General features: G+C 42.2%; 24 protein-coding genes, 1 other RNA gene and 1 pseudogene. 20 read left to right on the forward strand and 6 right to left on the reverse strand.

Translation table 11 applies throughout. The features are described 5' to 3' along the window. The 9 genes and pseudogenes from FC14_RS10850 to fba all read left to right on the forward strand — a co-directional run. A pseudogene (locus tag FC14_RS10850) lies at window positions 1-151 on the forward strand (RNA-guided endonuclease TnpB family protein); the annotation flags it as partial. Window positions 152-336: 185 nt separating this feature from the next. Beyond that, on the forward strand, window positions 337-831 hold the full coding sequence (locus FC14_RS02250; RefSeq protein ID WP_056976203.1) for a DUF1440 domain-containing protein: 495 nt from the start codon (window positions 337-339) through the stop codon (window positions 829-831). A gap of 133 nt (window positions 832-964) precedes the next feature. Continuing rightward, window positions 965-1,798: a phosphate ABC transporter substrate-binding protein gene (locus tag FC14_RS02255; RefSeq protein WP_056976205.1), complete on the forward strand. Its 834-nt coding sequence runs from the start codon at window positions 965-967 to the stop codon at window positions 1,796-1,798. 14 nt (window positions 1,799-1,812) lie between these two features. Further along, complete coding sequence (pstC, locus tag FC14_RS02260; RefSeq protein ID WP_056976207.1) at window positions 1,813-2,730, forward strand: phosphate ABC transporter permease subunit PstC; 918 nt, start codon at window positions 1,813-1,815, stop codon at window positions 2,728-2,730. Continuing rightward, window positions 2,730-3,623 (forward strand): phosphate ABC transporter permease PstA, encoded by an 894-nt coding sequence (gene pstA / locus FC14_RS02265; protein ID WP_056976209.1) that lies wholly within the window; start codon window positions 2,730-2,732, stop codon window positions 3,621-3,623. Before pstC ends, pstA begins: the two co-directional genes overlap by 1 nt. Before the next feature lie 12 nt (window positions 3,624-3,635). Beyond that, on the forward strand, window positions 3,636-4,439 hold the full coding sequence (gene pstB / locus FC14_RS02270) for a phosphate ABC transporter ATP-binding protein PstB (protein ID WP_416274331.1): 804 nt from the start codon (window positions 3,636-3,638) through the stop codon (window positions 4,437-4,439). A gap of 12 nt (window positions 4,440-4,451) precedes the next feature. After that, the gene (gene pstB / locus FC14_RS02275; RefSeq protein ID WP_056976211.1) at window positions 4,452-5,207 is read left to right on the forward strand and encodes a phosphate ABC transporter ATP-binding protein PstB; all 756 of its coding nucleotides are present in this window, start codon (window positions 4,452-4,454) and stop codon (window positions 5,205-5,207) included. Window positions 5,208-5,226: 19 nt separating this feature from the next. After that, a complete protein-coding gene (gene phoU, locus FC14_RS02280; protein ID WP_056976213.1) occupies window positions 5,227-5,892 on the forward strand; it encodes a phosphate signaling complex protein PhoU in 666 nt (221 codons plus the stop codon). A gap of 147 nt (window positions 5,893-6,039) precedes the next feature. Then, window positions 6,040-6,903: a class II fructose-1,6-bisphosphate aldolase gene (gene fba, locus FC14_RS02285; protein WP_050610789.1), complete on the forward strand. Its 864-nt coding sequence runs from the start codon at window positions 6,040-6,042 to the stop codon at window positions 6,901-6,903. A 64-nt stretch (window positions 6,904-6,967) separates the two neighbouring features. Here the strand turns inward: fba and FC14_RS02290 are convergent, their stop codons facing one another. Continuing rightward, the gene (locus FC14_RS02290; RefSeq protein WP_082618663.1) at window positions 6,968-7,492 is read right to left on the reverse strand and encodes a DUF1836 domain-containing protein; all 525 of its coding nucleotides are present in this window, start codon (window positions 7,490-7,492) and stop codon (window positions 6,968-6,970) included. Between the two features lie 156 nt (window positions 7,493-7,648). Between FC14_RS02290 and trhA the strand changes: the two genes are divergently transcribed. Together trhA and FC14_RS02300 are read left to right on the forward strand one after the other, a co-directional pair. Continuing rightward, complete coding sequence (gene trhA / locus FC14_RS02295; protein ID WP_056976214.1) at window positions 7,649-8,278, forward strand: PAQR family membrane homeostasis protein TrhA; 630 nt, start codon at window positions 7,649-7,651, stop codon at window positions 8,276-8,278. Window positions 8,279-8,471: 193 nt separating this feature from the next. Further along, window positions 8,472-8,810, forward strand: coding sequence for an ArsR/SmtB family transcription factor (locus FC14_RS02300; RefSeq protein ID WP_050610787.1), 339 nt, complete (start codon window positions 8,472-8,474; stop codon window positions 8,808-8,810). A 123-nt stretch (window positions 8,811-8,933) separates the two neighbouring features. Here the strand turns inward: FC14_RS02300 and FC14_RS02305 are convergent, their stop codons facing one another. The 4 genes from FC14_RS02305 to trpX are packed head-to-tail and all read right to left on the reverse strand — an operon-like array spanning window position 8,934 to window position 12,290. Next, entirely contained in the window at window positions 8,934-9,599 is a 666-nt protein-coding gene (locus FC14_RS02305) for a ribonuclease H family protein (RefSeq protein WP_056976216.1), read from the reverse strand. A gap of 38 nt (window positions 9,600-9,637) precedes the next feature. Continuing rightward, window positions 9,638-10,402: an ABC transporter ATP-binding protein gene (locus FC14_RS02310; RefSeq protein ID WP_056976218.1), complete on the reverse strand. Its 765-nt coding sequence runs from the start codon at window positions 10,400-10,402 to the stop codon at window positions 9,638-9,640. Further along, window positions 10,399-11,295 carry an ABC transporter permease gene (locus FC14_RS02315; protein ID WP_050610784.1) on the reverse strand — a complete coding sequence of 299 codons (897 nt, stop codon included), beginning with the start codon at window positions 11,293-11,295 and terminating at the stop codon, window positions 10,399-10,401. The genes FC14_RS02310 and FC14_RS02315 overlap by 4 nt, the downstream gene beginning before the upstream one ends. Then, complete coding sequence (trpX, locus tag FC14_RS02320) at window positions 11,292-12,290, reverse strand: tryptophan ABC transporter substrate-binding protein (protein ID WP_056976220.1); 999 nt, start codon at window positions 12,288-12,290, stop codon at window positions 11,292-11,294. The genes FC14_RS02315 and trpX overlap by 4 nt, the downstream gene beginning before the upstream one ends. Window positions 12,291-12,689: 399 nt before the next feature. On the opposite strand from trpX, the gene FC14_RS02325 reads away from it, so the two are divergent. The 7 genes from FC14_RS02325 (at window position 12,690) to FC14_RS02350 (ending at window position 20,811) form a co-directional block, all read left to right on the forward strand. Continuing rightward, window positions 12,690-13,535, forward strand: a complete 846-nt coding sequence (locus tag FC14_RS02325; protein ID WP_056976222.1) for a PRD domain-containing protein — start codon at window positions 12,690-12,692, stop codon at window positions 13,533-13,535. 65 nt (window positions 13,536-13,600) lie between these two features. Further along, complete coding sequence (locus FC14_RS02330; protein ID WP_056976223.1) at window positions 13,601-14,992, forward strand: L,D-transpeptidase; 1,392 nt, start codon at window positions 13,601-13,603, stop codon at window positions 14,990-14,992. A 101-nt stretch (window positions 14,993-15,093) separates the two neighbouring features. Further along, window positions 15,094-15,457, forward strand: a transfer-messenger RNA (tmRNA) gene (ssrA, locus tag FC14_RS10335). Window positions 15,458-15,924: 467 nt separating this feature from the next. Then, window positions 15,925-17,313, forward strand: coding sequence for an amino acid permease (locus FC14_RS02335; RefSeq protein ID WP_056976225.1), 1,389 nt, complete (start codon window positions 15,925-15,927; stop codon window positions 17,311-17,313). Window positions 17,314-17,419: 106 nt separating this feature from the next. Continuing rightward, on the forward strand, window positions 17,420-18,508 hold the full coding sequence (locus tag FC14_RS02340) for a M42 family metallopeptidase (protein WP_056976227.1): 1,089 nt from the start codon (window positions 17,420-17,422) through the stop codon (window positions 18,506-18,508). Between the two features lie 75 nt (window positions 18,509-18,583). Beyond that, window positions 18,584-19,309 carry a response regulator transcription factor gene (locus tag FC14_RS02345; RefSeq protein WP_056976229.1) on the forward strand — a complete coding sequence of 242 codons (726 nt, stop codon included), beginning with the start codon at window positions 18,584-18,586 and terminating at the stop codon, window positions 19,307-19,309. Then, entirely contained in the window at window positions 19,306-20,811 is a 1,506-nt protein-coding gene (locus FC14_RS02350) for a sensor histidine kinase (RefSeq protein ID WP_056976231.1), read from the forward strand. The genes FC14_RS02345 and FC14_RS02350 overlap by 4 nt, the downstream gene beginning before the upstream one ends. 58 nt (window positions 20,812-20,869) lie before the next feature. On the opposite strand, the gene FC14_RS02355 is transcribed toward FC14_RS02350, so the two are convergent. Then, window positions 20,870-23,020 carry an LTA synthase family protein gene (locus FC14_RS02355; RefSeq protein ID WP_056976233.1) on the reverse strand — a complete coding sequence of 717 codons (2,151 nt, stop codon included), beginning with the start codon at window positions 23,018-23,020 and terminating at the stop codon, window positions 20,870-20,872. A 360-nt stretch (window positions 23,021-23,380) separates the two neighbouring features. Between FC14_RS02355 and FC14_RS02360 the strand changes: the two genes are divergently transcribed. Both FC14_RS02360 and FC14_RS02365 read left to right on the forward strand, forming a co-directional pair. Further along, complete coding sequence (locus FC14_RS02360) at window positions 23,381-24,244, forward strand: GRP family sugar transporter (protein ID WP_056976235.1); 864 nt, start codon at window positions 23,381-23,383, stop codon at window positions 24,242-24,244. Between the two features lie 159 nt (window positions 24,245-24,403). Next, a complete protein-coding gene (locus FC14_RS02365) occupies window positions 24,404-25,756 on the forward strand; it encodes a glucose-6-phosphate isomerase (RefSeq protein WP_050610774.1) in 1,353 nt (450 codons plus the stop codon). Window positions 25,757-25,832: the final 76 nt, after the last annotated feature.

Raw genomic sequence — 25,832 nt, forward strand, 5'->3', positions numbered from 1 at the left:
CAATCACAAGATACATCGATACGACTGTATTTTCTGTGGCTTTAAAACTAATGATGACCGTGTTGGAGCTATGAACTTGTACGAATTAGGTAAACAATATATCTCCGGGATTGAAAATCCTAAATTTGAATTAACTAACGTTACTGACTGATATGTTGGTAATCTAGGGTGTTGTCAACCACCCAAATGTAGCCACGTATAGTGTGGAAGAAATTAATTGCGTTATGACCACTGACCGTAAGGTCGTGAGTTACAAGCCCCACGTCTTTAGACTGGGGTAGTTGACTTAGTAAGCTTGCTATAGTAGGAGTAGCAAATCTAGAAAGGGGCATAGCTATGCAAAAGAGTCTAAAAAATACCTTGGTTGCCGGGTTAGCGGCGGGGTTGATTTCTGGTTTAGTTAAATTAGGCTGGGAAAATATCTTGCCACCAAGAACGCCGCAACGTGATGCCGTTAACCCACCGCAAACATTTTTGCAACAATTAGGGATTCCAGCCAAGGTCACCCAGTCGACTTACAGCTACTCTGGCCACCAAATGCCTTGGGCTAGCTTTTTAGTTCACTTTGGTTTTTCGGTAACCTTTGCGACCACTTATGCACTCGCGTTGGAAAAGAAGGTGACCTGGCTAACCAAAAAGCAGGGACTACCCTTTGGGGTGGCAATGTGGATTGCCTTTCACTTAGTAATCATGCCGGCGATGAAGACTATTCCGACTGCTAAGCGCCAACCGCTAGCAGAACACGTTTCGGAAATCTTAGGTCACATGTTTTGGATGTACACCAACCACGAGGTAGCTAAGGAAATTCTTGACCGCTTAGATAGAAAATAAGGACTTAATAAACAGCTGTAAGAGGCTGTTTATTTTTTTGCGTAAATTTTCTTTACATAATCTTTACACAAGCCCCCAAGAGCCTTTACATAAGTCAGGTATGATAAAGGTGACAAAGAAAGGAAGAAGGCTCATGAAAAAAATAGTGCAAATTACAGCGCTTAGCCTGTTTTTAGGGCTTTTTTTAAGCGCTTGTGGTAACGAAAATAAAATTAAACAAGTAACGATTGTGGGGTCGACGGCTTTACAACCGATGGTAGAAGTGGCGGCAGAAGAATATCAAACTCATAATGAAGGAATCAGTATCACCGTTCAAGGTGGCGGCTCTGGAACTGGTTTGAGTCAAGTCCAGGCTGGAGCGGTAACGATTGGTAACTCTGATATTTACGCAGCCGAACAGCCGGGGATTAAAGCAGATAAGCTAGTTGATCATAAGGTAGCGGTCGTAGGGATTGGCCCGATTGTCCACAAAGGAGTTGGGGTTAAAAATGTCAGCATGGACCAGCTAGCTGGAATCTTTACAGGAAAATATACTAACTGGAAACAGTTAGGCGGCAAAGACCAGGAAATTATTGTTATCAACCGGGCACAAGGAAGCGGGACCCGGGCCGCCTTTGAAGGTAAGGTGCTACCTAAACAAAAGGCGCTTAACGCCCAAGAACAAGAGTCAAGTGGGACCGTAGCCAAGATGGTGGCGGCTACTCCGGGCGCAATCAGTTACGTGGCCTTTTCTTATTTTAAGGATAACGTGACGGCCTTAGCAGTTAACGGGGTCAAGCCAACGGACCAAAACGTAATGACCGATACGTGGAAAATCTGGGCTTATGAACATATGTATACTAAGGGCAAGCCGGATTTAGAAACGAAAAAGTTCTTAGATTATATGCGCTCAGAAGAAATTCAAACTAAGGTAGTTAAAAAACTTGGTTATATTTCCATCAACGAGATGAAAGTTAAAGTAGACTAGGGGTGAGGATGAGGATGGACAAGATTAAAGAAAAAATTACCAGTAACTCAAAGGAAACCCGGCAAGAATTGCGGGGCAAAATCCTAACTTACAGTGCCATTGGCCTAATTATTTTAGTAGTGTTAGCAATTTTTATCTTTGTCGCTTCTAAGGGACTAGCAACCTTTATCCAAGATAAAGCTAGCTTAAAGACCTTTTTAACGACGACTACCTGGAATCCTAATGTCTTAGGGGCAGATGGCAAACCTTTAGTCGGGGCTTTACCAATGATTGCCGGTTCATTTGGGGTTACCATTTTAGCCGCCTTATTGGCAACCCCTTTTGCGGTGGGAACTGCTTTGTATATGACAGAGCTTGCCGGTAAACGGGGGCGGGATTTCTTACAGGTCGTAATTGAATTATTGGTCGGCATTCCTTCGGTTGTCTATGGTTTTATCGGCTTAAATGTAGTCGTTCCCTTCGTTAGAAATCATTTTGGCGGTTCGGGTTACGGAATTTTAGCCGGGGCGGTGGTACTATTTGTAATGATTTTGCCAACGGTAACCTCGATGACAGTCGATGCCTTAAAGGCGGTTCCTAAGCACTATAAATCAGCCTCCTTGGCCTTAGGTGCCACCCAGTGGCAAACCATCTATAAGGTGTTATTACGTGCTAGTATCCCCGGAATTTTAACGGCGGTAATTTTTGGAATGGCGCGGGCCTTTGGGGAGGCCTTAGCGGTGCAAATGGTAATCGGTAACGCCTCCTTACTGCCAACTAGCTTGTTGAACCCAGCTTCGACTCTAACTAGTGTCTTGACAATGGGAATTGGTAATACTGTCATGGGGACAACTGCTAATAATGCCTTGTGGTCCCTAGCCTTAGTGCTCTTGTTAATGTCACTACTATTCAATATCTTAGTTCGCTGGGTCGTTAGAAAGAGGAAGATGTAATGAATGCAAAACTACAAAATAAAATTGCTTTAACCATTATTAAATTAATCGCAGGAATTGTGGTCTTGATCTTGGCCTTTTTAATCGGCAAGATTTTGCTTGAGGGTCTCCCTCACATTTCTTGGCAATTCTTAACTTCACCTGCCAAGGCCTTTGAAGCCGGGGGCGGGGTTGGAATTCAGCTCTTTAACTCCTTTTACCTCTTGGTGTTAACCCTCTTGATTTCTTTTCCAATCTCACTGGGGGCAGGAATTTACCTTTCCGAGTATGCTCCTAAAAATGCAGTGACTGCTACGGTGCGGATGGCCATTGAAGTTTTGAGTTCCCTTCCTTCCGTGGTGGTTGGCTTGTTTGGCTTCTTGTTATTTGTAGTCCAATTTAAATTTGGCTACTCAATTTTATCCGGGGCAATTGCCTTGACCTTTTTTAACTTGCCACTACTAACCAGAAATATTGAGGAATCTTTACAAGCAGTGCCTAACCTCCAGCGGGAAGCAGGGTTAGCCCTTGGTTTGTCAAAGTGGCGGACGGTCAACAAGATTATTTTGCCTGAGGCTTTACCTGGAATTGTAACTGGGATTGTCCTTAGTGCTGGTCGAATCTTCGGTGAAGCGGCCGCCTTAATCTTTACCGCCGGGCAGAGTGCAACTAACGTTGATTTTACAAATTGGAATCCATTTGCCTCAAATAGTCCCCTTAATTTGATGCGGCCGGCGGAAACCTTGGCGGTGCATATTTGGAAAATTAATTCGGAAGGGATTATGCCCGATGCCGACGCTGTTTCCGCGGGTGCTTCCGCAGTTTTGATTATTGCAGTGCTAGTCTTTAACCTAGGGGCCCGGTTCTTGGGTAATTACCTCTATAAGAAGTTGACGGCAGCGGCTAGCAAGTAAGGAGTGATTTTTTTGAACCAATATGACTTAAAGCAAAACTATATTTTACCTTTACCAGAGCCAGAACATGAAATTGCCTTAGAAACCAAGAACTTAGAGGTTTTTTACGGAGCTAAGCAGGCCTTTTTTGAAGGCAACCTAAAGTTTGAACGCTATAAAATCACCTCCTTAATTGGAGCTTCGGGCTGTGGCAAGTCGACTTACTTACGGTCACTAAACCGGATGAACGATGGCATCGGTACGGTAAAGGGACAGATTTTATACCGGGATTTAGATATCAACGGTCCAGACATTAATGTTTACGAGTTAAGAAAGCACATTGGGATGGTTTTCCAACGGCCTAACCCCTTTTCTAAATCAATCAAGGAAAATATTACCTTCGCCTTAAAGGAAAATGGCCTCAAAGATAAGGAAAAGTTGGCGGAAATTGTAGAAGAGAGTCTTAAAAAAGCCGCTTTGTGGGATGAGGTCAAAGATGATTTAAATAAGAGCGCGCTTGCACTGTCAGGAGGCCAACAACAACGCCTCTGCATTGCGCGGGCAATCGCGATGTCACCAGATATCTTGCTGATGGACGAACCGTGCTCAGCCTTAGACCCGATTTCAACCTTGAAGGTGGAAGAAACGATGTTGGAACTAAAGAAGAACTACACCATCATTATCGTGACCCATAATATGCAACAGGCCTCGCGGGTGAGTGATTACACAGCCTTCTTTCACATGGGCCACGTCTTAGAGTTCGATAAGACCAAGAAAATTTTCACTAATCCAACTATTCAAGCGACTAATGATTACGTTTCAGGGAATTTTGGTTAGAAGGGATAACAAATGACAGAATTAATTACAACCCAAGACGTGCACCTCTACTATGGAAAAAAAGAGGCGCTCAAAGGAATCGATTTAAATTTTCCGGATAAAGGAATTCATGCCTTAATCGGACCGTCTGGTTGCGGTAAGTCGACCTACCTACGGTGTCTAAACCGGATGAATGATTTAATTGAAAATGTTAAAATTACCGGGAGCTTTAAATTAGCCGGCCAAGATATTTATGGGCCTAAGACGGACTTAGTTGAACTGCGAAAGCAGGTGGGGATGGTCTTTCAACAGCCTAACCCCTTCCCATTTTCAATTTACGAAAACGTTACTTATGGTTTGAGGTTAGCCGGGATTAAGGATAAGCAACTCCTAGATGAACGGGTGGAAACAAGCTTGAAGCAAGCTGCCGTTTGGGATGAAGTTAAGGATAACCTTAATAAAAGTGCCTTAGCGCTCTCAGGGGGGCAGCAACAACGGGTCTGCATTGCCCGCGTGTTAGCCGTAAAACCCCAGGTGATTTTACTAGACGAGCCGACTAGTGCACTTGACCCGGTGTCCAGTAATTTAATCGAAGACATGTTGTTAACTATTAAGGATGACTACACTATCATTATTGTGACCCACAATATGCAACAGGCTTCTAGAATTTCTGATACGACTTCTTTCTTCTTAAACGGGGAGTTAATTGAGACGGGTAAGACCAAGCATGTCTTCTTAAATCCTAAAAAACAGGCAACAAATGATTATCTCAGTGGGCGCTTTGGCTAAACAGAAAGGAACTAAGTAGATGAGACGGATGTTAGATCAACAGATTGATAATTTAAAAAAAGAATTTACGACTATGAGCTTGAATGTAGAGGCTGCCATTAAAAACAGCCTGTTAGCTTTTGCGGAGCAAGACTTAGAATTGGTGCAAGAGGTGATTGCTAACGATGAGACCATCAATGCCCAGGAAATTCACTTAGAAAAGCAATGCACCCAGGTAATCGCCCTCCAACAACCTGTGGCCAGCGATCTGCGGTTAATTATTGCTATGCTAAAAGCCAGCTCTGACTTAGAACGGTTAGGCGACCATGCAATCAGCATTGCTAAGGCTACCAACCATTTTGAAAATGAACAGCGTGATGAAGCCATCGACGCGACGGTAATCGAAATGGGGCAAGCAATCCAAGCGATGCTGGCTAAAATTATTCGCGCCTATGAAAATTTAGACACTAAGCAGGCAATCGAGATTGCTAATCAAGACAACGAAATCAATGACTACTTCAAACGAATTAGAAAGTTGTCGTTAAGGGAAATTCACAACGACACTGACTTTGCCGAAAGTGGGATTGATTACCTAAATGTGGCTAACCACCTCGAAAGAATGGGCGATTACATCATTAACCTGGCTGAATGGATTTTTTATGCGACTGAGGGTAAGATTACCGAATTAGGACGTAACGATTTGTAAGGGGTTTGACTGTCAGATTAAAAATGACAAAATGACAAAAATAGAGAAAAACTTATAAAAATGGTACGTTCACTTACAAAAGTGTGTTAAAATAAAGACGTGCTCATAAGAGTAATTTTAGATGTAAACTTTTTAGGAGGCTGTTTTATGTCATTCGTAAACGGTAACGAAATCTTTACTGCTGCCCGTCAAGGTCACTATGCAGTAGGTGCTTTTAACACAAACAACTTGGAATGGACACGCGCTATCTTAAAGGCTGCCCAAGAAAAGAACACACCTGTTTTAATTCAAGTTTCAATGGGTGCTGCTAAGTACATGGGTGACTACAAGTTAGTTAAGACTTTAGTTGAAGAAGAAATGCGTGTAATGGGTATCACTGTTCCTGTTGTTATGCACTTAGACCATGGTAACTACGAAGCTGCTAAGGCATGTATCGAAGCTGGTTACACATCAGTTATGTTCGATGGCCACGACTTACCATTCGAAGAAAACTTGGCTAAGACAAAGGAAATCGTTGAATTAGCACACGCTAAGGGTATTTCTGTTGAAGCTGAAGTTGGTTCAATCGGTGGTGAAGAAGACGGTATCATCGGTGCCGGTGAATTAGCTGACGTTGAAGAAGCTAAGCAAATTGCTGCTTTAGGCGTTGACTACTTAGCATGTGGGATTGGTAACATCCACGGTAAGTACCCAGAAAACTGGCAAGGTTTAAACTTTGACCGTTTGAAGGAACTTGCAGACGCTATCGACACACCACTTGTATTACACGGTGGTTCCGGTATCCCTCAAGAACAAGTTGTTAAGGCAATCAAGATGGGTGTTTCAAAGGTTAACATCAACACAGAATGCCAATTAGCATTTGCTGACGCAACTCGTAAGTATGTTGAAGCAGGTAAGGACTTAGAAGGTAAAGGTTACGATCCTCGTAAATTACTTGCACCTGGTACACAAGCAATCGTTGACACTGTTAAGGAAATCATCGACTGGCTTGGTACACCAGCAGTTAAATAATTAAGATTTAACTGATTAAAAATTACCCCGGCTAGTAGCGCTACTAGCCGGGGCAATTTTTTTATTATTCATGCTGGTGTTGCTGATGCTGAAGTTCGATTAGGCGGCTAGAGATTAATTTATAAATCACCGCCCGGACAGCGAATTGGACCGTGAAATTAATCACGCTGTCACCGGCATCAACCTGGAGAATCTTTTCTTCTTGCTGTCTGACCTGAATTAAAGTGCTATTAAAAACAGACGCAAAGTGATTATAAGCCTCCTTTACCGAACTTTGTGCAATGACCTCCCGAATGCTTTTCTTGATAATTTCAAGCGAGTAAACGTTTTTTAAGAGGCTAATTACAATTAACTCTGCGATGTGTTCGGGTTGGTACTTTTTCTTGATAGGGCGGGCCATCAAGCCTTTTTTGACGTAGCTATTAACCATTGATGAGGTAATGGGACTGTCTGTAAGGTTATCTAAATAACGATTACCCAAGCTAACTAGTTGATCCATATAAAGTTCAAAGTCTGGAAACTCCTCCCAGGTCGGTAGGTTGGGTGCTTGAAAATTTTTAAGCCAGTTGGCTAACATAACTGTATCCATAAGAATTTCTCCCGTAAGTTTACTTAAGTAAAGTATACCATAAAATCACCTTTATAAAGATTTAAACTTTATATCTAGACTAATAATCTAGATGATATTGAATTTAGATTTAATTTGCTTTAAAATAAAGGCAGTAAGAAAACGGGGGGTTTTATAATGGATCGAAAATCGCAAATTATCAATGAAGTTTTAAGTGCAGTTTCGCATGGAATTGGGGTGGGGTTAAGCATTGCCGGCCTAGTCTTTTTGATTATTAAGGGGGTGGCGGCCAACAGTGGGCAAGCCTTGTTTGCCTACCTAGTTTATGGCATCTCCTTATTAGGCTTGTACAGCTTTTCGATGCTCTTTCACAGCCTGTATTTCACCCGGGCACGGCGCTTATTTCAGATTTTTGACCACTGTGGGATTTTCCTCTTAATTGCTGGGACCTACACTCCTTATTGTCTATTAGCAATCAAGGGGAGCTTGGGTTTAGGGCTACTGATTATTATTTGGTTACTAGCCATCTTTGGAATCATTTACCATATCTTAGCTAAAAAAAGGTTGCAGTGGATTGAAACCTTAACCTTTGTGATTATGGGCTGGTTATGTCTAGTCGGGGCGCGACCACTAGCCCAAGCTTTGGGTAGCCACGGTCTAACCTTATTGGTATTCGGTGGGATTGTGTTTACCTTAGGGGCGCTAGTTTATAGCATAAAGGGAGTCAAGTATGCCCACGTTTACTGGCACTTCTTTGTGATGCTGGGGTCCTTGTTGATGTTCTTTTCAATATATTACTATATTTAATATTAGTGTTATCATTTCCATAAACTTAGTTGCAAAAAAGATAATTAATTATTGATTAATTAATTTAGAAGCCTGGTAGTTGAATAAAAATTTTGCAAAATATTTATATTTACGAATGTAAACGCTTGCTATCGAATTGAAAATATGCTAGGCTAAACTTAAAGTTAGGTAGCTCTGAGAGGAGATGGGGTCAATGCCAGTAGTAAAGCTGACAGCAAAACAGGAAACTGTTTTAGATCGTTTTGTAAATGAAATCAATGTTTTGAATGCATTAGCTGACGTTAAGCGGCAGCAAATTATTGTTATTTTGTGTAAACATGAAAAGGAAGGCTTGACCGTAACAGATATTACCAACCAGATGGAGATAACTCAGCCAGCTGTTTCACATCATCTGAAGATTTTACGGGAAGCAGGGTTAGTATCATTTAGAAAAAATGGCCTACAAAGTGTCTACTATCTAACGGTCAGTGAACCACTTAAGAATTTGGAAGAGGTAGTACACGCTTTGAGAACTGAGATTGTAGAAGCCTAAATTTGCTACCTAATAAAAGCTAGGACATGACTTATCAGCTAAGGTTGATAGTGATGTCCTTTTTTAGGCTCACAAAAAAGAGTCAAGCTAGTTAAAAGCTATCAACTAACTAACTTGACTCTTTTACATTTGATCCATAGTCTGATTTAATAAATAATCAACCCGATTATTTCCCGGGTTATTTGCATGGCCCTTAGTCCAAGTGTAATAAGGGATGGAGAAGTTAGGTAATAAGGTGGCAACCTCTTGCCAAAGCTCCTTATTTAGGACTGCGTTTCCGTCTGCTTTGCGCCAATTCCGGCGTTGCCAAGAAGTAAGCCACCCCTTAGTGAGACTGTCTAATACGTAGCGAGAATCTAAGACAAATTCCAACGGTTCATGATTCAGCCCCAGCGCTAGTAATTTTTTAAGGGCTTGGAGAAAGGCCATGATTTCCATCCGGTTATTGGTGCTACCATACTCACCGCCGCTTTCCTCATAGCTTCCCGTTGGGGTGTTAATCAAGTAGGCCCAAGCAGCCTTATCATCTGACTTAACATGCTGGCCTAACTTGTTGCCATGGTTACGAGAACCTCCGTCCGTATAAACTTGAATTGCCGCCTTCTTAACATTAGTGGATGGTTGGGTAGTGCTTGACTCTGCATTTAACCAGTTAAGGGCAGCGGTTTTATCGGTAAAACTCTTAAAACGGGCATTAGGGAAGCCACTTACCTGTTTTTGACAGTCAGGCCAGCTGGTAAAAATCCCAGTTTGTCGTCCACGTTTGACCGCGTAAAATTTCCCCACGATAATCTTCCTTTCACTTTATAAGATAAATATATTATACCTTAAAGGTCAGTGAAATAGGAAAGGACTTCTTGTTCACTTAGTTGGGCCCGGGCTGCTCCGGCAACGTCTAAGACAACCTGACCGTTGTTTAAAATGATGGTACGGTTACCATACTTCAGGGCATCCTTAAGCTGGTGGGTAATCATGATACAAGTTAACTTTTCGGCTTGTACCACCTCATCTGTTAAGGCTAGTAACTGTTTTGAGGTGTTAGGATCGAGGGCAGCTGTGTGTTCGTCTAACAATAATAACTCCGGCCGGTTAAGGGTGGCCATCAAGAAGCTCAGTGTTTGTCTTTGCCCACCAGAAAGCGAACCGGTAGCGGTGTTTAAGTGTTCGCTCAGTCCGTTTGGCAACTTAGCCGTCAAGCTTTCAAACTCTTGGCAGTGTTGTTTGAGGTGGCGGAGGCGTAAAGTTCGTTTTTGGCCCCGCTTATAGGCCAGCAGGAGGTTTTCTGCGACAGTCATTCTAGGGGCGGTTCCCATTTTAGGGTCTTGAAAAACCTGGGCAATGTATTGAGCACGTTTTACCTCGTTGAGTTTAGTCAAATCCTGACCCTTGAGGCTAATGGAACCCTGGTCTGGACTTAGGGCCCCGTTGATTACGTTTAAGAGGGTCGACTTACCGGCCCCGTTGGTACCTAAGAGGGTGATAAAGTCCCCTTGATTTACTTGTAGCGAAAGATTTTTTAGGATCTGGCGTTCTTCACCAGTTCCCTTGTTGACAATGTTGGAAATATTATTTAACTCCAATAATGCTGTCATGGCTTTTTAACCCCCTTAGAAATAAGACCAGTTAGATTTAGTTTACGTTCAATTAATGGTAGCATTAAGCACAGTGCTAAGACTAGGGCTGAAAGTAGCTTAAAATCGTTAGTGCTAAAGCCGAGTTGCAAGACGATTAGAAGGACAAACCGGTAGAAGATACTACCAATCACAACGGCAATTAGGCGGGCCGTTAAGGAGAGTTCACCAAAGGCAACTTCCCCAATAATGATTGCCGCTAAGCCGATAACGATTGTCCCAATCCCCATATTAACGTCAGCGTAGCCGTTGTTTTGGGCGATTAACCCGCCGGCTAAACTAATCATGGCGTTAGAAATCATCAACCCTAAGATTTTCATGGCATCGGTGCTAATCCCTAAGGAGCGCGCCATCTTTTCGTTATCGCCGGTAGCGATGAAAGCTTGTCCTAAATCGGTGTTTAAGAAGAGGGCTAACAGGCTGATAACAATCAAAACAACGATAATCCCTAAAAAGACGCTGTTAAATCCTTCTGGCAGCGAGTTGAAGAAGCTGGTTGTTAAAATAGTTGGCTTATTTAAAAGTCCAACCGTAGCCTTACCCAGGATGCGTAAGTTAATTGAATAAATCCCGGTCATTACCAAAATTCCGGCTAGTAAGATAGGAATTTTTCCCTTAGTGTAAAGCAAGCCGGTAACTAAGCCGGTGAGTAGGCCCGCGCAAAGGGATAGTAAGGTAGCAGTTAGTGGTGAAGCCCCATGGACTAGGGCTGCGACACAGACACTAGCTCCAAAAGGGAAGGTCCCTTCAACGGTCATATCAGGGAAGTTGAGGATACGGAAGGTTAAGAACAGTCCCAAGCCTAAGATACCCCAGATTAGGCCTTGACCGATAGCAGATACGATTAATGTCATTTGTAGATTACCCCTTTCTTTTCTGCTTGCTTGATTAAGTCTTGTGGAATATTGATGCCAAATCTTTGAGCCTGGCTGAGGTTAAAGGCGTAGTCACCTTGGGTTACGTGTTGAATTGGCATTTGGTTTGGCTTTTTGCCCTTAAGGATTTGGGCAACTAATTTACCAGTCAAGCGGCCAATATCGTATTGACTCACACTGTAGGTTGCGACCGCGCCGGATTTAACCATGGTTGCTACTGAGGCAAAAACTGGAATTTTAGCAGCGTTGGTATTTTTCAAAAGGGCTTGGATTCCGGAAGCAACCGTGTTATCAGTTGGGACGTAAACGGCTTGCACTTCGTGGGCCATAGTGGCTGCAACCTGGTCAATATCGTTAGTGGAAGTGATGGTGTAAGTTTTAACCTCGATGCCGGCTTTTTGGGCTAGCTGTTTGAATTCCTCAAATTCTGCGGTAGAAGAATCATCGCTAGAAGTATAAATTCCCCCGATAGTTTTTAGGTTAGGCATTAACTTCTTAATCAACTTTACTTGTTGAGCAACAGGTTCAATATGTTGGGTCCCAGTAATATTGCCGTTATTGCTAGGGTTTGTTAGGCTTTTGACTAAGCCGGAACCGACTGGGTCACTAATTGCCCCCATAACAATTGGGGTCTTAGTCGTGACGTGAGCCAATGATTGGGCGGAAGGCGTGGCGATTCCGACCATCACGTTGACTTTTTCGTTAGCGAAGCGGTCGCTCATAGATTTAAGGTTACTTTGATCACCTTGAGCATTTTGGTAATCAATTTTTAGATTTTTACCAACCACATAGCCATTTTCTTTTAGGCCAGCGATAATCCCCTTGTGGATAGAATCCAAGGCTGGGTGGGTCATTAATTGTAAGATCCCTACGGTAGGGGTTTTAGCTGCCTGGGTGGATATCTTTTGTTCGTGGAAGAAAGCAAAGGTTAAGAAAGCTACCAAGGCGATAATTGTAGTAATTAAACGTTTCATAGAAATTCTCCTTTGTCATAGTATTAAAAAAGAGCGCCCCCGTTGCTACGGGAACGCCCTGTTTGTTCCCCGCACATCGGACTGTGCGGGTTTAGTGAAAAGTTAACCAGCACAGATACGCTCTGAAAAGGTCGTATCCGTACTGAGACGAAAACAACCTACTGCTGGTTTTGCCAATGAGTATTCAAATTTTGCTTAAAGTTGTTTAACATCATAACTCTTCTCCTCCGTTACTTGATACTGTAATCATAAAAGGCAGACTAAAAATTGTCAAGCACTAAAATTAAAAAAGCCTAAAAATTATCATTTGTTAGCCATAAAAAGTGTTAGTTACCGCTATCATAACTGCGTTTCTATGGTAAAATAGTAGGTAACTATTAAATTGATTGGGAGGACATGATGGATTTTATTAAAAATTTCAATAATAATGCCGCCTTGGTGGTTGATCAGGCTGGCAACGAGTGGATTGTCCTTGGTAAGGGGGTGGGCTTTGGTCAAAAGCTAGGCCAACCTATTGATGAAGCTAAAATTGAAAGGCGTTTCAAAGCGGCGGGTTCTGATGATACTACGCTCGCAACGATTAAAAGCGTTAGTCCGCTAACCCTAGAAGCAACGAGTGCGGCAATTAAGTTGATTGAGGCGGAGTCGCCAATTAGGTTTGATAACTTCCAATACCTGGCCTTAGCCGATCACATTGACTTTGCAATTATTCGCTCGGAAGGCGGAATTGACATGGAAGACCGCGCTTTACGCTGGGAGGTAAAACGTCTATTTAAGCAAGAATATAGCCTAGCTAAACGGGTGGTTAAACTAATTAACGGCCTAACGGGGGCGTCTTTACCGGCAAGTGAAGAGGTATTGATGACCTATCACCTGGTCAATGCAGAATCCGATGGGGCTAAGGTTCAAGATACAATGAAGATTACCAAGCTAATAGCTGGCATTGTAGATATTGTCCAATATCAGTATGGGCTGACCTTGGATGTGGAGTCTTTTAATTACACCCGCTTTATCGGTCATTTGCGGGCCTTTATGGTCCAAAGGTTAAGTAACGCGCGTCCATATGGGGCAGAGTTAGACGGTGAACTGTTAGTTTTAATGGAACAAAAATACCCCCAGGCAGCTGTTACGGTTAACCGCATTGATAATTTTTTACAGACTAAGATGGGGTGGACCCTTAACCCAGATGATCGGGTCTATTTAATTTTACATGTTTGGCGGGTAACACATAGGCAAGAACAGTGATTAGAACGCTTGTTTATTTTGTAAAAATATTGTAACATATGGAATAGCTACTAACGCTAAAGAGGGTGGAGATTATTAATAAGAAAGTTAAAGTTATTGGTGCTAGTATAGTTGCTTTAGTTGTACTTGCTCTAGGGGGCCTAACTTGGTACCAGCACACTCATTTTAATTCACAAGTTACAATCAACGGTACGAAAGTGGGGGGCTTAACAGCTGACGCTGCTTTAAAGAAGTTACGCTCGGTTTCATTGACGAATGCGATTTACCTAGATGGTAAGTTGTTTTACCAAGGCCAAAAGACGGCGGCCGGTTTTACCGCCAGTGATTTAGGGGCGGTCAAAAAGGTCTTAAAAAAGCAGGTAACTTTGTTTCCAACTAAGGCGGCTAAAGACTATGAAATAGCTCCAAGCAAGATTAGTAATTACCGCAAGGTCACTTTAAAACAAGAGCTTAAGGCGAAGTTAGAAAGTGAAAACTTAAAGCGGACTAAGGCTCAAGATGCTTATGCAATTCTAAAAGACGGCAAGGTTTCGGTGGTGCCAGCTAAAAAAGGGAATCAATATGATGTTGCCAAGATTTTAAAGGAATACGACCGTATTAGTTACAGTTCCGACTTAAAATTGCAGGTGCAATACCTACAACCACTCAGTGCCAAGAGTCAGGAAGTAAAGACCGAACAAACTAAGTTAGCTGAATTAGCTGGGCGCAAAGTGGACTACCAGGTGCAAGATAAGCACTATGAATTAAAGGCTAACGAAATGTTAACCTCAGCTCGCTATGTTGATGGGAAGTATCAATTTGATACGGCCGCGTTAAAGAATAAGATTAATGAGATTAACCAAGCCCAGGCTACTTTAGGAAAGACCTTTACCTTTACCACCAGCACGGGCAAAACGATTCAAGTGCCGGGTAAGACTTACGGCTGGGCCTTACGGGATAGCGATGCAATCGCAAGTATTACCAAGGCTTATGAAACCGGCAAGACGAGTTTAAATGCCGTTAATGATATTTATGGAATCGGCTACCTGACCTATGGGACGGGGTATGATACCACCCTTAACGGGGGCTTAGGTAATACCTACGCCGAGGTGTCTATTGCAGATCAACACGTTTGGTTATATAAGAACGGCCAACAAGTGGCATCCATTGACGTGGTTACAGGTAAGAAGTCGACCGGCGAAGACACTCCGACAGGTGTTTGGTACATTATGTACAAGCAATCACCATCTGTTTTGCGCGGAAGCAGTACTGGTTCTGGTTCTTATGAAGTCAAGGTTAATTACTGGGCACAATTTACAAATTCTGGCTGTGGTTTTCACGATGCTAGTTGGCGGAAAAATTGGGCTAAAGATGCCTATATTAGCGATGGTTCCGGTGGTTGTGTGAACGTAAAGCCAAGCGAGATGCCTAATATCTATAATAATCTCAGCCAAAAAGAGGCTGTAATTATTTACTAAGTTAAACACTAGGACTTAACAGATTCTGTTGAGTCCTATTTTTGTGCTAGGGCTTTTTAGTTGCATTCCGTGCTAATTAGGGTATAATAACTATTTGTAACGGGGATGTTTTGGATTCGACAGGTATAGGTCGAGCTTAAACTGCGTTTGGTTTTGCACACCTAATGTGCTCAGTTAAAATATAACTGCAAAAAATAACACAAACTCTTACGCTTTAGCTGCCTAATCGCAGTTGCGTAAATCCACCTGCCATCGTCCATGTGTCAGTGTTGGGTTTTATAATTAGTGGACTTACGCTTAATGCTCCCACCTGAAGTGTTGAGAAGAGCTTAATCAGGTTAGCCTTTAATGTTAGCCCTGTTGCTTGGCGGAATTAAGGGTGAAGCTTAAATGAAGTAACTATGAGCGTAGACGTTTAAGTGGCGATATGCTTGGACGCGGGTTCAATTCCCGCCATCTCCATTTTAGAGGTTTGAGACGTTCTAAACGTTGTTATATCAAGCTTTAGGTTTTATAAACGTTTGGTAATGTAATGCTTTTTTAGGAAAAAGTATGCCGAAAGTATCCTAACAATTATAATAACTTGCCCTGGTGAGGACCGTATATTTTAGGTACGGTCCTTTTTTTTGTTAGCCAGCCTTGTTATGACTTTATAGTTGGCTAAGAAAAAATAATTCTTGCAGCCATTACATTTTAATGTTATTCTAATAAGGTATTCAAAGTAACGGAGGTTGTGCAAATGTCATATCGCTATAAAGTTAAAGTTAATACAACCACCACCTCAATCACAATTTAGGGCTGGTTGAGTTATTTTGGAGTTTAGATTTTAAATAGAAATTACCAAGTCAACGAAAACCGCCAAGGAAAGTTAATTAAGTGGAGGTTTTGGTTGGCTTTTTTGTATTTCAACTTAGAGAAATGAGGAATTATCTATGAGTAAGGATAAAAAGGTCGCTAACCATAGCGGCTTAAATCGGTCTTTATCTTCGGGTCAGATGGAAATGATTGCGCTCGGGGGAACAATCGGGGTAGGTTTATTTATGGGCTCGACTTCGACAATCAAGTGGACGGGGCCGTCAGTGCTATTAGCCTATGCGGTAGTCGGAGTGGTCTTGTATGCAGTGATGCGCGCCTTGGGGGAAATGATTTACATTAGCCCTGGCACGGGTTCATTTGCCGATTATGCTACCCACTATATCCACCCGTTAGCCGGCTATTTGACCAAGTGGAGCAATATTTTTCAGTACGTGGTGGTTGGTATCAGTGAGGTAATCGCGGTTACCCAGTATCTGAATTATTGGTGGCCAAACTTGCCTGACTGGGTTTCCGGGCTGGTAGTTGTCGTAACCTTGACCTTGGCTAACCTAGCTTCTGCTAAGGCCTACGGGACCTTGGAATTTTACTTTGCGATGATTAAGGTAGTTACGATTGTCTTAATGATTATCCTGGGCCTATTGGTTATCTTCTTAGGGTTAGGAAATGGCTGGCATCCAGTCGGGTTGGCTAACCTATGGCAACATGGTGGCTTCTTTACCGGTGGTTTTAAGGGCTTTATGTTCTCCTTGTCAATCATTGTTGGTTCTTATCAAGGAATTGAATTATTAGGGATTACTGCTGGTGAGGCGCAAAATCCTAAGCATGCCATCGTGGCTTCAGTTAAATCGATTGTCTGGCGGATTTTAATCTTTTATATTGGGGCAATTTTTGTAATCGTAACTATCTATCCGTGGAACCAGCTAGCCGCGGTGGGTTCGCCGTTCGTGGAAACTTTCACTAAAGTCGGGATTGCCGGAGCGGCCGGGATTATCAACTTTGTAGTACTAACAGCGGCTATGTCAGGGGCCAACTCAGGGATTTATAGTTCCAGCCGAATGCTTTATAAGCTAGCGCTCGATAAGGAGGCACCGGGAGTATTTGCTAAATTATCTAAGCATATCGTTCCTAACGTAGCAATCTTAACTATTTCTGGCGGGATTTTGATTGGCTTTGTCCTCAACATTGTATTGTCGTTACTAAGCAAGTCATCTGAAAACCTCTTTGTGATTGTTTATAGTTCCAGCGTGTTACCAGGGTTAGTGCCATGGTTTGTAATTTTACTGTCTGAATTACGGTTTAGACGCCAAAATCAGGCTAGTCTAGTAGATCATCCTTTCAAGATGCCACTTTATCCCTGCTCTAACTACTTAGCGATTATTTTCTTATTGGTAATCGTACTCTTTATGTTTATTAACCCAGATACCCGGGTGTCTGTTTCCGTCGGGGCGGTCTTCTTATTAGGCTTATCATTGCTTTACTATGTTAAGCATGGCCGGCAAAAATAACTAAGTTTAAATGAACCTCTTGCATTTTGAGCAGAGGTTCATTTTTTGCTTAAGTTTCTTCATGGTATAATTTAGGTGACTTAATTTAAAAGTGAGGTTTTTGCAAATGGAAAAAGCAGCTCAAATTCAAATGTTAACGGACTTTTCAAATGCCAATGCCGTTCCTGGTTTTGAACATGAATTTGTTAAGATGTTTGTTGACCGCATCGAACCCTATGCAGATATCGAAATTGACGGCATGCTTAACGTCTATGCCAGCAAGAAGGAAAACCAAGGCAAGCGGCCGGTAATCCAGTTAGATGCCCACTCGGATGCGGTCGGGTTTATGACCCAAGCCGTACGTCCTAACGGCTTATTGAAATTTGTCCCCCTAGGTGGTTGGGTAAAGTACAATATTCCTGGGACTAAGGTTAAGGTTAGAAATAAAGAGGGCGTCTATATTCCGGGGGTAGTGGCCACTAAGCCACCGCATTTTATGGCGGCCGGAGAGGGAGATAAGGTTCCAGAGATTGCGGAAATGCAAATCGATGTCGGTTCGTCGTCGCGCAAAGAAACGCTGGAAGTCTTTAAGATTGATACTGGCTGTCCGATCTTTGTGGACGTCGACTGCCAATACAATGAACAAACCGAAGTCTTTTTTGGTAAGGACTTCGATGATCGCTTTGGGGCAGCCGTCATGGTCAATTTATTGGCGGAACTTCAAGGTAAGCAAACCAACCTAGATGTAGTTTGTGCACTTTCCTCCCAAGAAGAAGTGGGGTTACGAGGAGCTTACGTAACCGCTCGAAAGATTAAGCCGGACGTAGCCATCGTGCTAGAATCATGCCCAGCCGACGATACCTTTGAGCCAGACTGGCTATCACAAACGGGAATGAAACGGGGGCCAATGTTAAGGGACATGGATAAAACCTTTATCCCTAACCCGGTTTTCCAACAGTATGTGTGTGAGCTAGCGGACCAAAGAAAAATTCCTTACACCCGGTCTGTAAGAACTGGGGGCGGTCAAGATGGAGCGGCCATTTATTACGAAAATGGAGCACCTACGATTGTAATTGGGATTCCGGTTCGCTATGAACACTCACCATATTGCTTTGCTTCTTATCAGGATTATCAAGCTTCATTGGCCTTGGCCTTAGCAATCGTTGAGGATTTGACGGTTGAGAAGTTAGCCAGTTTTAAACAACCGCGGTTGTAAAATTTCCTAAAAAAGACATATATTTTTAATAATTTTTGGCTAAAATAAGCTAGATAGAGAAGAGAGGGGACGTTTATGAAATTATTAATGGTGGAAGATAATAAGTCTGTTTCTGAAATGATGTCGATGTTTTTTAAAAAGGAACAATGGGATGTTGAGTACGCCTATGATGGCGAAGAAGCAGTCGAAAAGTTTAAGCAGGCTCCAGATAGTTGGGACATGGTTACGCTTGACCTAAACTTACCTAAAAAAGACGGGATGCAAGTGAACGCTGAAATTCGGGCAATTTCCAAAACAGTTCCGATTATTATTTTGACTGCCCGTGATTCGGAAAGTGACCAAGTTTTAGGCTTGGAAATGGGGGCTGATGATTATGTAGTCAAACCCTTCTCACCGATTACCTTAATTGCGCGGATTAAGGCTTTACACCGGCGGGCTGAAATTCCTAGTGTCAAAGTGGCTAACGTTCTTAATGACACCGAGGTTTACGACGTGGTCACAGATCACTTTAAGCTTAATACGAAGACGCGTGAAGCCTTCTTGTTTGATAAACAGATTAATGATTTAACGCCCAAAGAATTTGATTTATTAAAGACCTTAGCCCAAAAACCAAGACAGGTCTTCTCCCGCGAACAGCTATTACAATTGGTCTGGGATTATGAATACTATGGGGATGAACGGACCGTTGATGCCCACATTAAGAAATTACGGCAGAAGTTAGAAAAGGTTGGTCCACAGGTAATCCAAACCGTCTGGGGGGTCGGTTATAAATTCGATGATTCTGAGGTAAAACTTAAATGAAATTAATCTATCAACAAATGTTGGCCTTCTTTGTGGTCATTATTACTTTGTTGGTAATTTTAGGGGCCTCATTTTTCCATTTAATGAGAGAAAATGTCTACCAATCTACTTGGCAACAAATGGAGACCTACGCTTATAGCTTGAAGAGTACTTCCTTGAAGTTAGTCAACACTTCTAATGGTGAACAAATCGCCCTAAATGTTAGCAACTTGGAAATCAGTGAGTTACTCCTTCAAAACCAAAAGGTTCACTTCACAATCTACACCGGACGTGATAAGGTCCTGTACCCTTTGGACGGGTTTCAGTCAGTGATTTCTAAAACTGATTGGCAAAAACTGCAGGCGGGGCAAATTTTGCGGCGGCGCAAGGATATTGGGGATCGAAAAAAGGTTAACCAAAAACAGTTGAGCACGTCCCAAAATAAACTGAGTTCCGCCCAAAAACAGCTCCCTAATTGGGGTAAGCAAGTTATCACAACCGATGTCTTCGTACCCTGTTTTAACTCGCAAGGTAAGTTAGTGGCAGTTATTTCAGTCGGGGCAATGGTTTCTAATATCGAATCAAGTATTAAGGAAATCCAAAAGAGCTTGATTTATGCCCTGCTAGTTTCGGCGCTTCTAGGGATTTTAATTAGTTATATCCTGGCTCACTATAGTACCAAACGGATTAGCCGCTTACGTAAGGCCAGTCACCAGATTGCCGGAGGTAATTTTGACGTTCAGATTGAAAATAACGGCCGTGATGAGCTTGATTATTTGGCCGCCGATTTCAATAAAATGGCTAGCTCATTAAAGGAGTCGCAAGAAGAAATTAAGCGGCAAGAAGAACGACGGCGCCAGTTTATGGCTGACGCGGCCCATGAAATGCGGACCCCACTAACTACGATTAACGGTCTCCTAGAAGGATTAGCTTACGATGCCATTCCTGAAGAAAGCAAGGGCCAAAGTATCGAGTTGATGCGCAATGAAACCAAGCGCTTAATTAGGCTAGTTAACGAAAATTTAGATTATGAAAAGATTCGGAGTGGGGCGATTAGCCTATCGAAATCTAAATTTGATGCCGTTACCGTAATTCATAACCTGGTTGAACAGTTACAACAAAAGGCCCAGGAAAGTAATGATCGCTTTGAGTTGGCCTTGCCTAAGCAGTTAGAAGTCTACGCTGATTATGACCGCTTCGTGCAAATTTTATTTAACGTGATGCAAAATGCGGTCCAGTTTACCGATGATGGGGTGATTAATATTAGCGCTGAACGTGGCTTTAATGAAGTCATAATCCGGATTACTGATACTGGAATTGGAATGAGCCAAGAGCAGTTGCGCAATATCTGGGAGCGTTATTACAAGGCTGACCCATCACGTAATAATACCAAGTATGGAGAATCCGGCTTGGGCTTAGCAATTGTCCACCAGCTAATGCAGTTGCACCAAGGTAAAATCGAGGTAACTAGTCAAGAGGGAAAGGGGACGACCTTTAGCTTAACTTTCCCTAGCCCTAAGTAATTAGGTAATCAAAAAAGAAGGAATTCTAAGAGCAATTCTTAGGATTCCTTCTTTTTACTTATTGTGCAGTAGCCTGACTGCTAGCAGTGGAGGCGCTAGCGTCAGTACTAGCGTCGCTTGCTTCTTGATCAGTGGTCTTTAACTCGGGGGCATCAGAGTTATAAAGGTTGGCAGTAGTTTGGTTGCCCTTTTGGCTCCAAAGGCTGGTAGAGTTATTACCTAGGATTTGTTGGAGCTTTTCGAGTTGGCTTAACTGCTTTTTGTAGTTGTAATTTTGTGGATTTACTGGGGTAAAACCTGCTGGAACATAGAAGCGCAGTAGGTTTTTGTTATTGAGCGAATCAGACAAAGCTAACTCAGTGCGGACCTTTTGCTTATCGGCCTTGAGCTCCTGTTTAAGTTTATTGGTAGGGTGGGTGATTACGGTCCCACTCCCATTTTGATAAATGGTAGAGCCAACAACTGTGTACTTAGGGGTGACAAAGGTACCGCTTCTAAAGGCTACAACCTGATCATGGCTTGGTGAGAATAAGTCGGTTCCAAATTGGACGTACTTCGAACTGTCAATTCCTAGGAGGTGGAGAAGGGTTGGTAGTACGTCAATTTCGCCCCCGTATTGCTCTTGAATTCCTCCGGTAGTGATACCAGGAATATGAATCATGAATGGTACGCGCTGCATCTGGGCATCGTCATAGTCAGACCAGGTGGTGGCAGACTTGCCTAGTAGTGGGGCCAGTTTTAGGTTGCGGGAATCAGAAATACCGTAGTGGTCTCCGTAGATAACGATGATGGAGTTATTGTAGAGGCCTGATTCCTTTAGGTAGTTAAAGAACTCGTTTACAGCTTGATCTAGATAATGGGCCGTTACAAAGTAATTATCAACCGTGCTATCCCCGGTGTTAGCTGCTTTGAAGCTAGTGTTTTTCTTGTCTAATTCAAACGGGAAGTGGTTTGAAACGGTAATGAACTTAGCATAGAAAGGTTGTTGCAATCTTTCTAAGTATTTAACCGAGTCGTGGAAGAGCAATTTGTCTTTGAGGCCATACTCAGTGAGGTTATTAGAATTGGTATTGTAATAAGAGGCATCAAAGAAATATTGGTAGCCCATGTTCTTATAGGTATTGTCCCGATTCCAAAATGAACCCACATTACCATGGAAGACGGCGGAACTGTAGTTACCCTCTTGGTTTAAAATCGCTGGGGCTGCTTGGAAGGTGTTATCACTACCGAGGGTGGTAAATAAGGAGCCTTGTGGCAGCCCGTAGGTGCTAGTTTCAAGCATATTTTCGGCATCGGAAGTTTTACCCTGACCCACTTGGTTAAAGAAGTTGGCAAAACTATAAGTTTCGTTGCCGTTGTAGAGACTGTTTAAGAAAGGAGTAACCTCTTTGCCATCTAACTTATAGTTGATTAAAAATTGCTGGAAACTCTCTAGGTGAATGACAATCACGTTTTTTCCCTGGGCAATGCCAAATAAGTCCGGATTAGGTTTGGCGTAATGTTCCTTAGTAAAGGTTAAAACCTTATTTAAATCGGCACTCTCTGCGTCGCTTCTAGCTTGGTTGGTCTTAACGGTTTTAAGGCCATCGTAAACTGTGTAGGCGTCAAGGCCCAGGTACTTAACGAGGTAAACCCGGTCAAAGGTCCGTCCTAATAGCTGGGGCCGCGAGATCTCGGCCAAAGTCAAGTTGAAAAAAAACATTAAACAACCCAAGGAACTGATAGCTACGGCCGTCTTGCGCGCTACGGGCTGAGGGTCGAGTTTGATTTTCTTGGTAATTAATGCCCCTAAAATCAACACTAAATCTAAAATTAAGATAAGGTCAGCCGGTTCCAGTAAAGCTAGTGAACTAGTACTCAGCCCATTTGAAACTGACGAGTAACCGAAAATAACGTTAAAGGTCATGAAGTCGGTAAACTCGCGGTAATAAATCACATTAAAAATGATGAGGGCGCTATTGGCAATGTAAATTAAAACCATGGTTAGGTACGAAAGTAAGGTTCGGTGTACATACAAAGCCAATCCGAATAACAGCATGGTGGTTGCAAGGGGGTTGATTAAAAGGACCAACCATTGGTAGGGAGTAGCTACCCCTAACTTAAAGTCCATACAGTAAACAATGATGGTTTTTAACCAAAAAAGTCCGACTAGGAAGGTAAAAAAGCCCTTGCGTGTATTTAGAAATTCACTAATTTTTTTTAAACGCACGGTTATAAACCGTCCTTTCCAAAAGAATGTCACCTAATTTTAAACCAAAAAAGAATTTTAAGTCAATTAAGCTTGGGGGACTTACTGAAGTCTTAAAAAATTAGCGATGAAAATAAATAATAAATTTTCATTTTTGGGGTTGATTTAAATAAATGTGAACTAGTCACAAGAAATGATAGTTGGTAAACTAGGGCTATTTAAAACGCTTGTGAAGAAAGTTCTTGAAAATACTTTCTTGTGCGTCATTAAAGCGTTAAAGCGGTAAATTTAAGACTTGAAATTAGGGGGCAGAAACTGATAAAATATTTTTTTGTTATGACAAGAGAGAATGCATAAGAAGAGAAAAGAGAGGAACTTAATATGTTAATTGCGCTAATTCCAGCTTTAGCTTGGGGAAGTGTTGGCTTAATTTCCGGTAAATTAGGTGGAAATGCCAACCAACAAACACTTGGAATGACTTGGGGGGCTTTGGTCTTCTCAATTTTAATGACGCTATTTTCCTGGCAACACTTTATTAGTAGTAATAGTTTAAAACTATGGTTGGTCGGAATTGTTTCAGGTTTATTTTGGAGTTTAGGTCAAAACCAACAATTCCACGCGATGAAGGCGGTCGGAATTTCTAAGGCTGTGCCAATTTCAACGGGGGCCCAGTTAGTGTCTAACGCCTTGGCCGGGGCTTTGTTGTTCCATGAATGGACAACCGGCCGGCAACTATCGCTAGGGACAATCGCCTTAGTGGTATTGGTATTAGGGGCAACGTTAACAGCCTTAAAGGATAAGAGTGTCGCAACTGATAATACCGTGAAAGAAAATTGGGCTTTAGGTAGCCGGGCGTTAGTCCTATCTACCCTTGGTTATTTGGGTTATACAGTAGTAGTAACTTGGGCAAGCGTTGATACTCAGGCAATGGTGTTACCACAAGCTTTAGGGATGGTTGCTGGTGCTTCGGTCTTTGCTTTAGGTAAAGATGCCTTCGAAGTGGCTACCTTCAGAAATATTATTACCGGTTTAGTTTGGGGAACAGGGAACTTCTTCATGTTCATGGCGACTGCAGCCGTCGGGTTAGCAATTAGTTTTTCCTTCTCCCAAATGGGAATCGTTATTTCCACCTTCGGTTCAATCCTCCTATTGGGTGAACATAAGACGAAAAAAGAATGGCTATACGTATGTCTAGGCTCAATTCTAGTAATTGCCGGTGGGATTATCTTAGGACAATTGAAATAAAGTTGCAGAACTCCGCTCAAGTGTAGCGGGGTTCTTTTTTCTTAGTTGTTAAGTATTTTTAAGGAAAAATAATAATTTATCGTCAATTTGTGCTTTAAAAATTGTGGGTATAATTGTATAATTACTTCTGTAGATAACATTTACTAAGGAGAGATCTAAATGGCTCATATTTCATTTGATAGCTCAAATTTAACTAAGTTTGTTAACCCTAACGAACTTGGTGAAATGCAAGCTTTAGTTACAGCAGTTGATAAAGAATTACGTGAAGGTACTGGTGCAGGTAACGACTTCCGTGGTTTCTTAAACTTACCAGTTGACTACGATAAGGAAGAATTTGCACGGATTAAAGAAGCTGCTAAGAAGATTCAATCAGACTCAGATGTTTTGGTTGTAATCGGTATCGGTGGCTCATACTTAGGTGCCCGGGCAGCAATTGAATTCTTACACCACTCATTTTATAACTACTTACCAGCTGAAAAGCGGAATGCACCACAAATCTTCTTTGCTGGTAACTCAATTTCATCATCATATGTTCATGACTTATTAGACTTAATCGGGGACCGTGACTTCTCAGTTAACGTAATCTCCAAGTCTGGTACAACTACTGAACCTTCAATCGCTTTCCGTGTCTTTAAGGAAAAATTGGTTGAAAAGTATGGTCAAGAAGGTGCACGCGAACGGATTTATGCTACAACAGACCGGGCACGTGGAGCTTTGAAGACCGAAGCTGATGCAGAAGGTTACCAAACATTTGTCATTCCTGATGATGTTGGTGGTCGTTTCTCTGTATTGACACCAGTTGGGTTATTACCAATTGCTGTTTCAGGCGCAGATATTGATAAATTAATGGCTGGGGCAGCCCAAGCTCGTGAAGACTACGCTGATGCTGACTTAGAAAAGAACGAAGCATACCAATACGCAGCTTTACGTAACATCTTATACCGCAAGGGTTACACTACTGAAATCCTTGAAAACTACGAACCATCCTTACAATACTTCTCAGAATGGTGGAAGCAATTGATGGGTGAATCAGAAGGTAAGGATCAAAAAGGTATCTACCCTTCATCAGCTAACTTCTCAACAGACTTACACTCATTAGGTCAATACATCCAAGAAGGACGTCGGAACTTAATGGAAACTGTTGTTAAAGTTGGTAAGCCAAACCATGACGTGGCTATTCCTAAGGAAGAAGAAAACTTGGATGGTTTAGGTTACTTAGAAGGTAAGTCAATGGACTTCGTTAATACTAAGGCCTTCCAAGGGGTTGTTTTAGCTCACACTGACGGTGATGTTCCTAACATGATCGTTAATATTCCTGACCAAACAGCTTTCACTTTAGGCTACACAATCTACTTCTTTGAAATTGCTGTTGCTATTTCAGGTTACTTAAATGGCATCAACCCATTCAACCAACCAGGGGTTGAAGCTTACAAGAAGAACATGTTTGCTTTACTTGGTCGCCCAGGTTATGAAGAATTAACTGCAGAATTGACTAAGCGTTTAGAAAAATAAGCTGCTTTTAAAGCTCAAGCTAAAGGTCCTCAGGCTTTTGGCTTGGGCTTTTTTTAGTTGACCTGGCAAAGAAAAG

Source organism: Ligilactobacillus agilis DSM 20509, from assembly GCF_001436215.1.
Taxonomy (GTDB): domain Bacteria; phylum Bacillota; class Bacilli; order Lactobacillales; family Lactobacillaceae; genus Ligilactobacillus; species Ligilactobacillus agilis.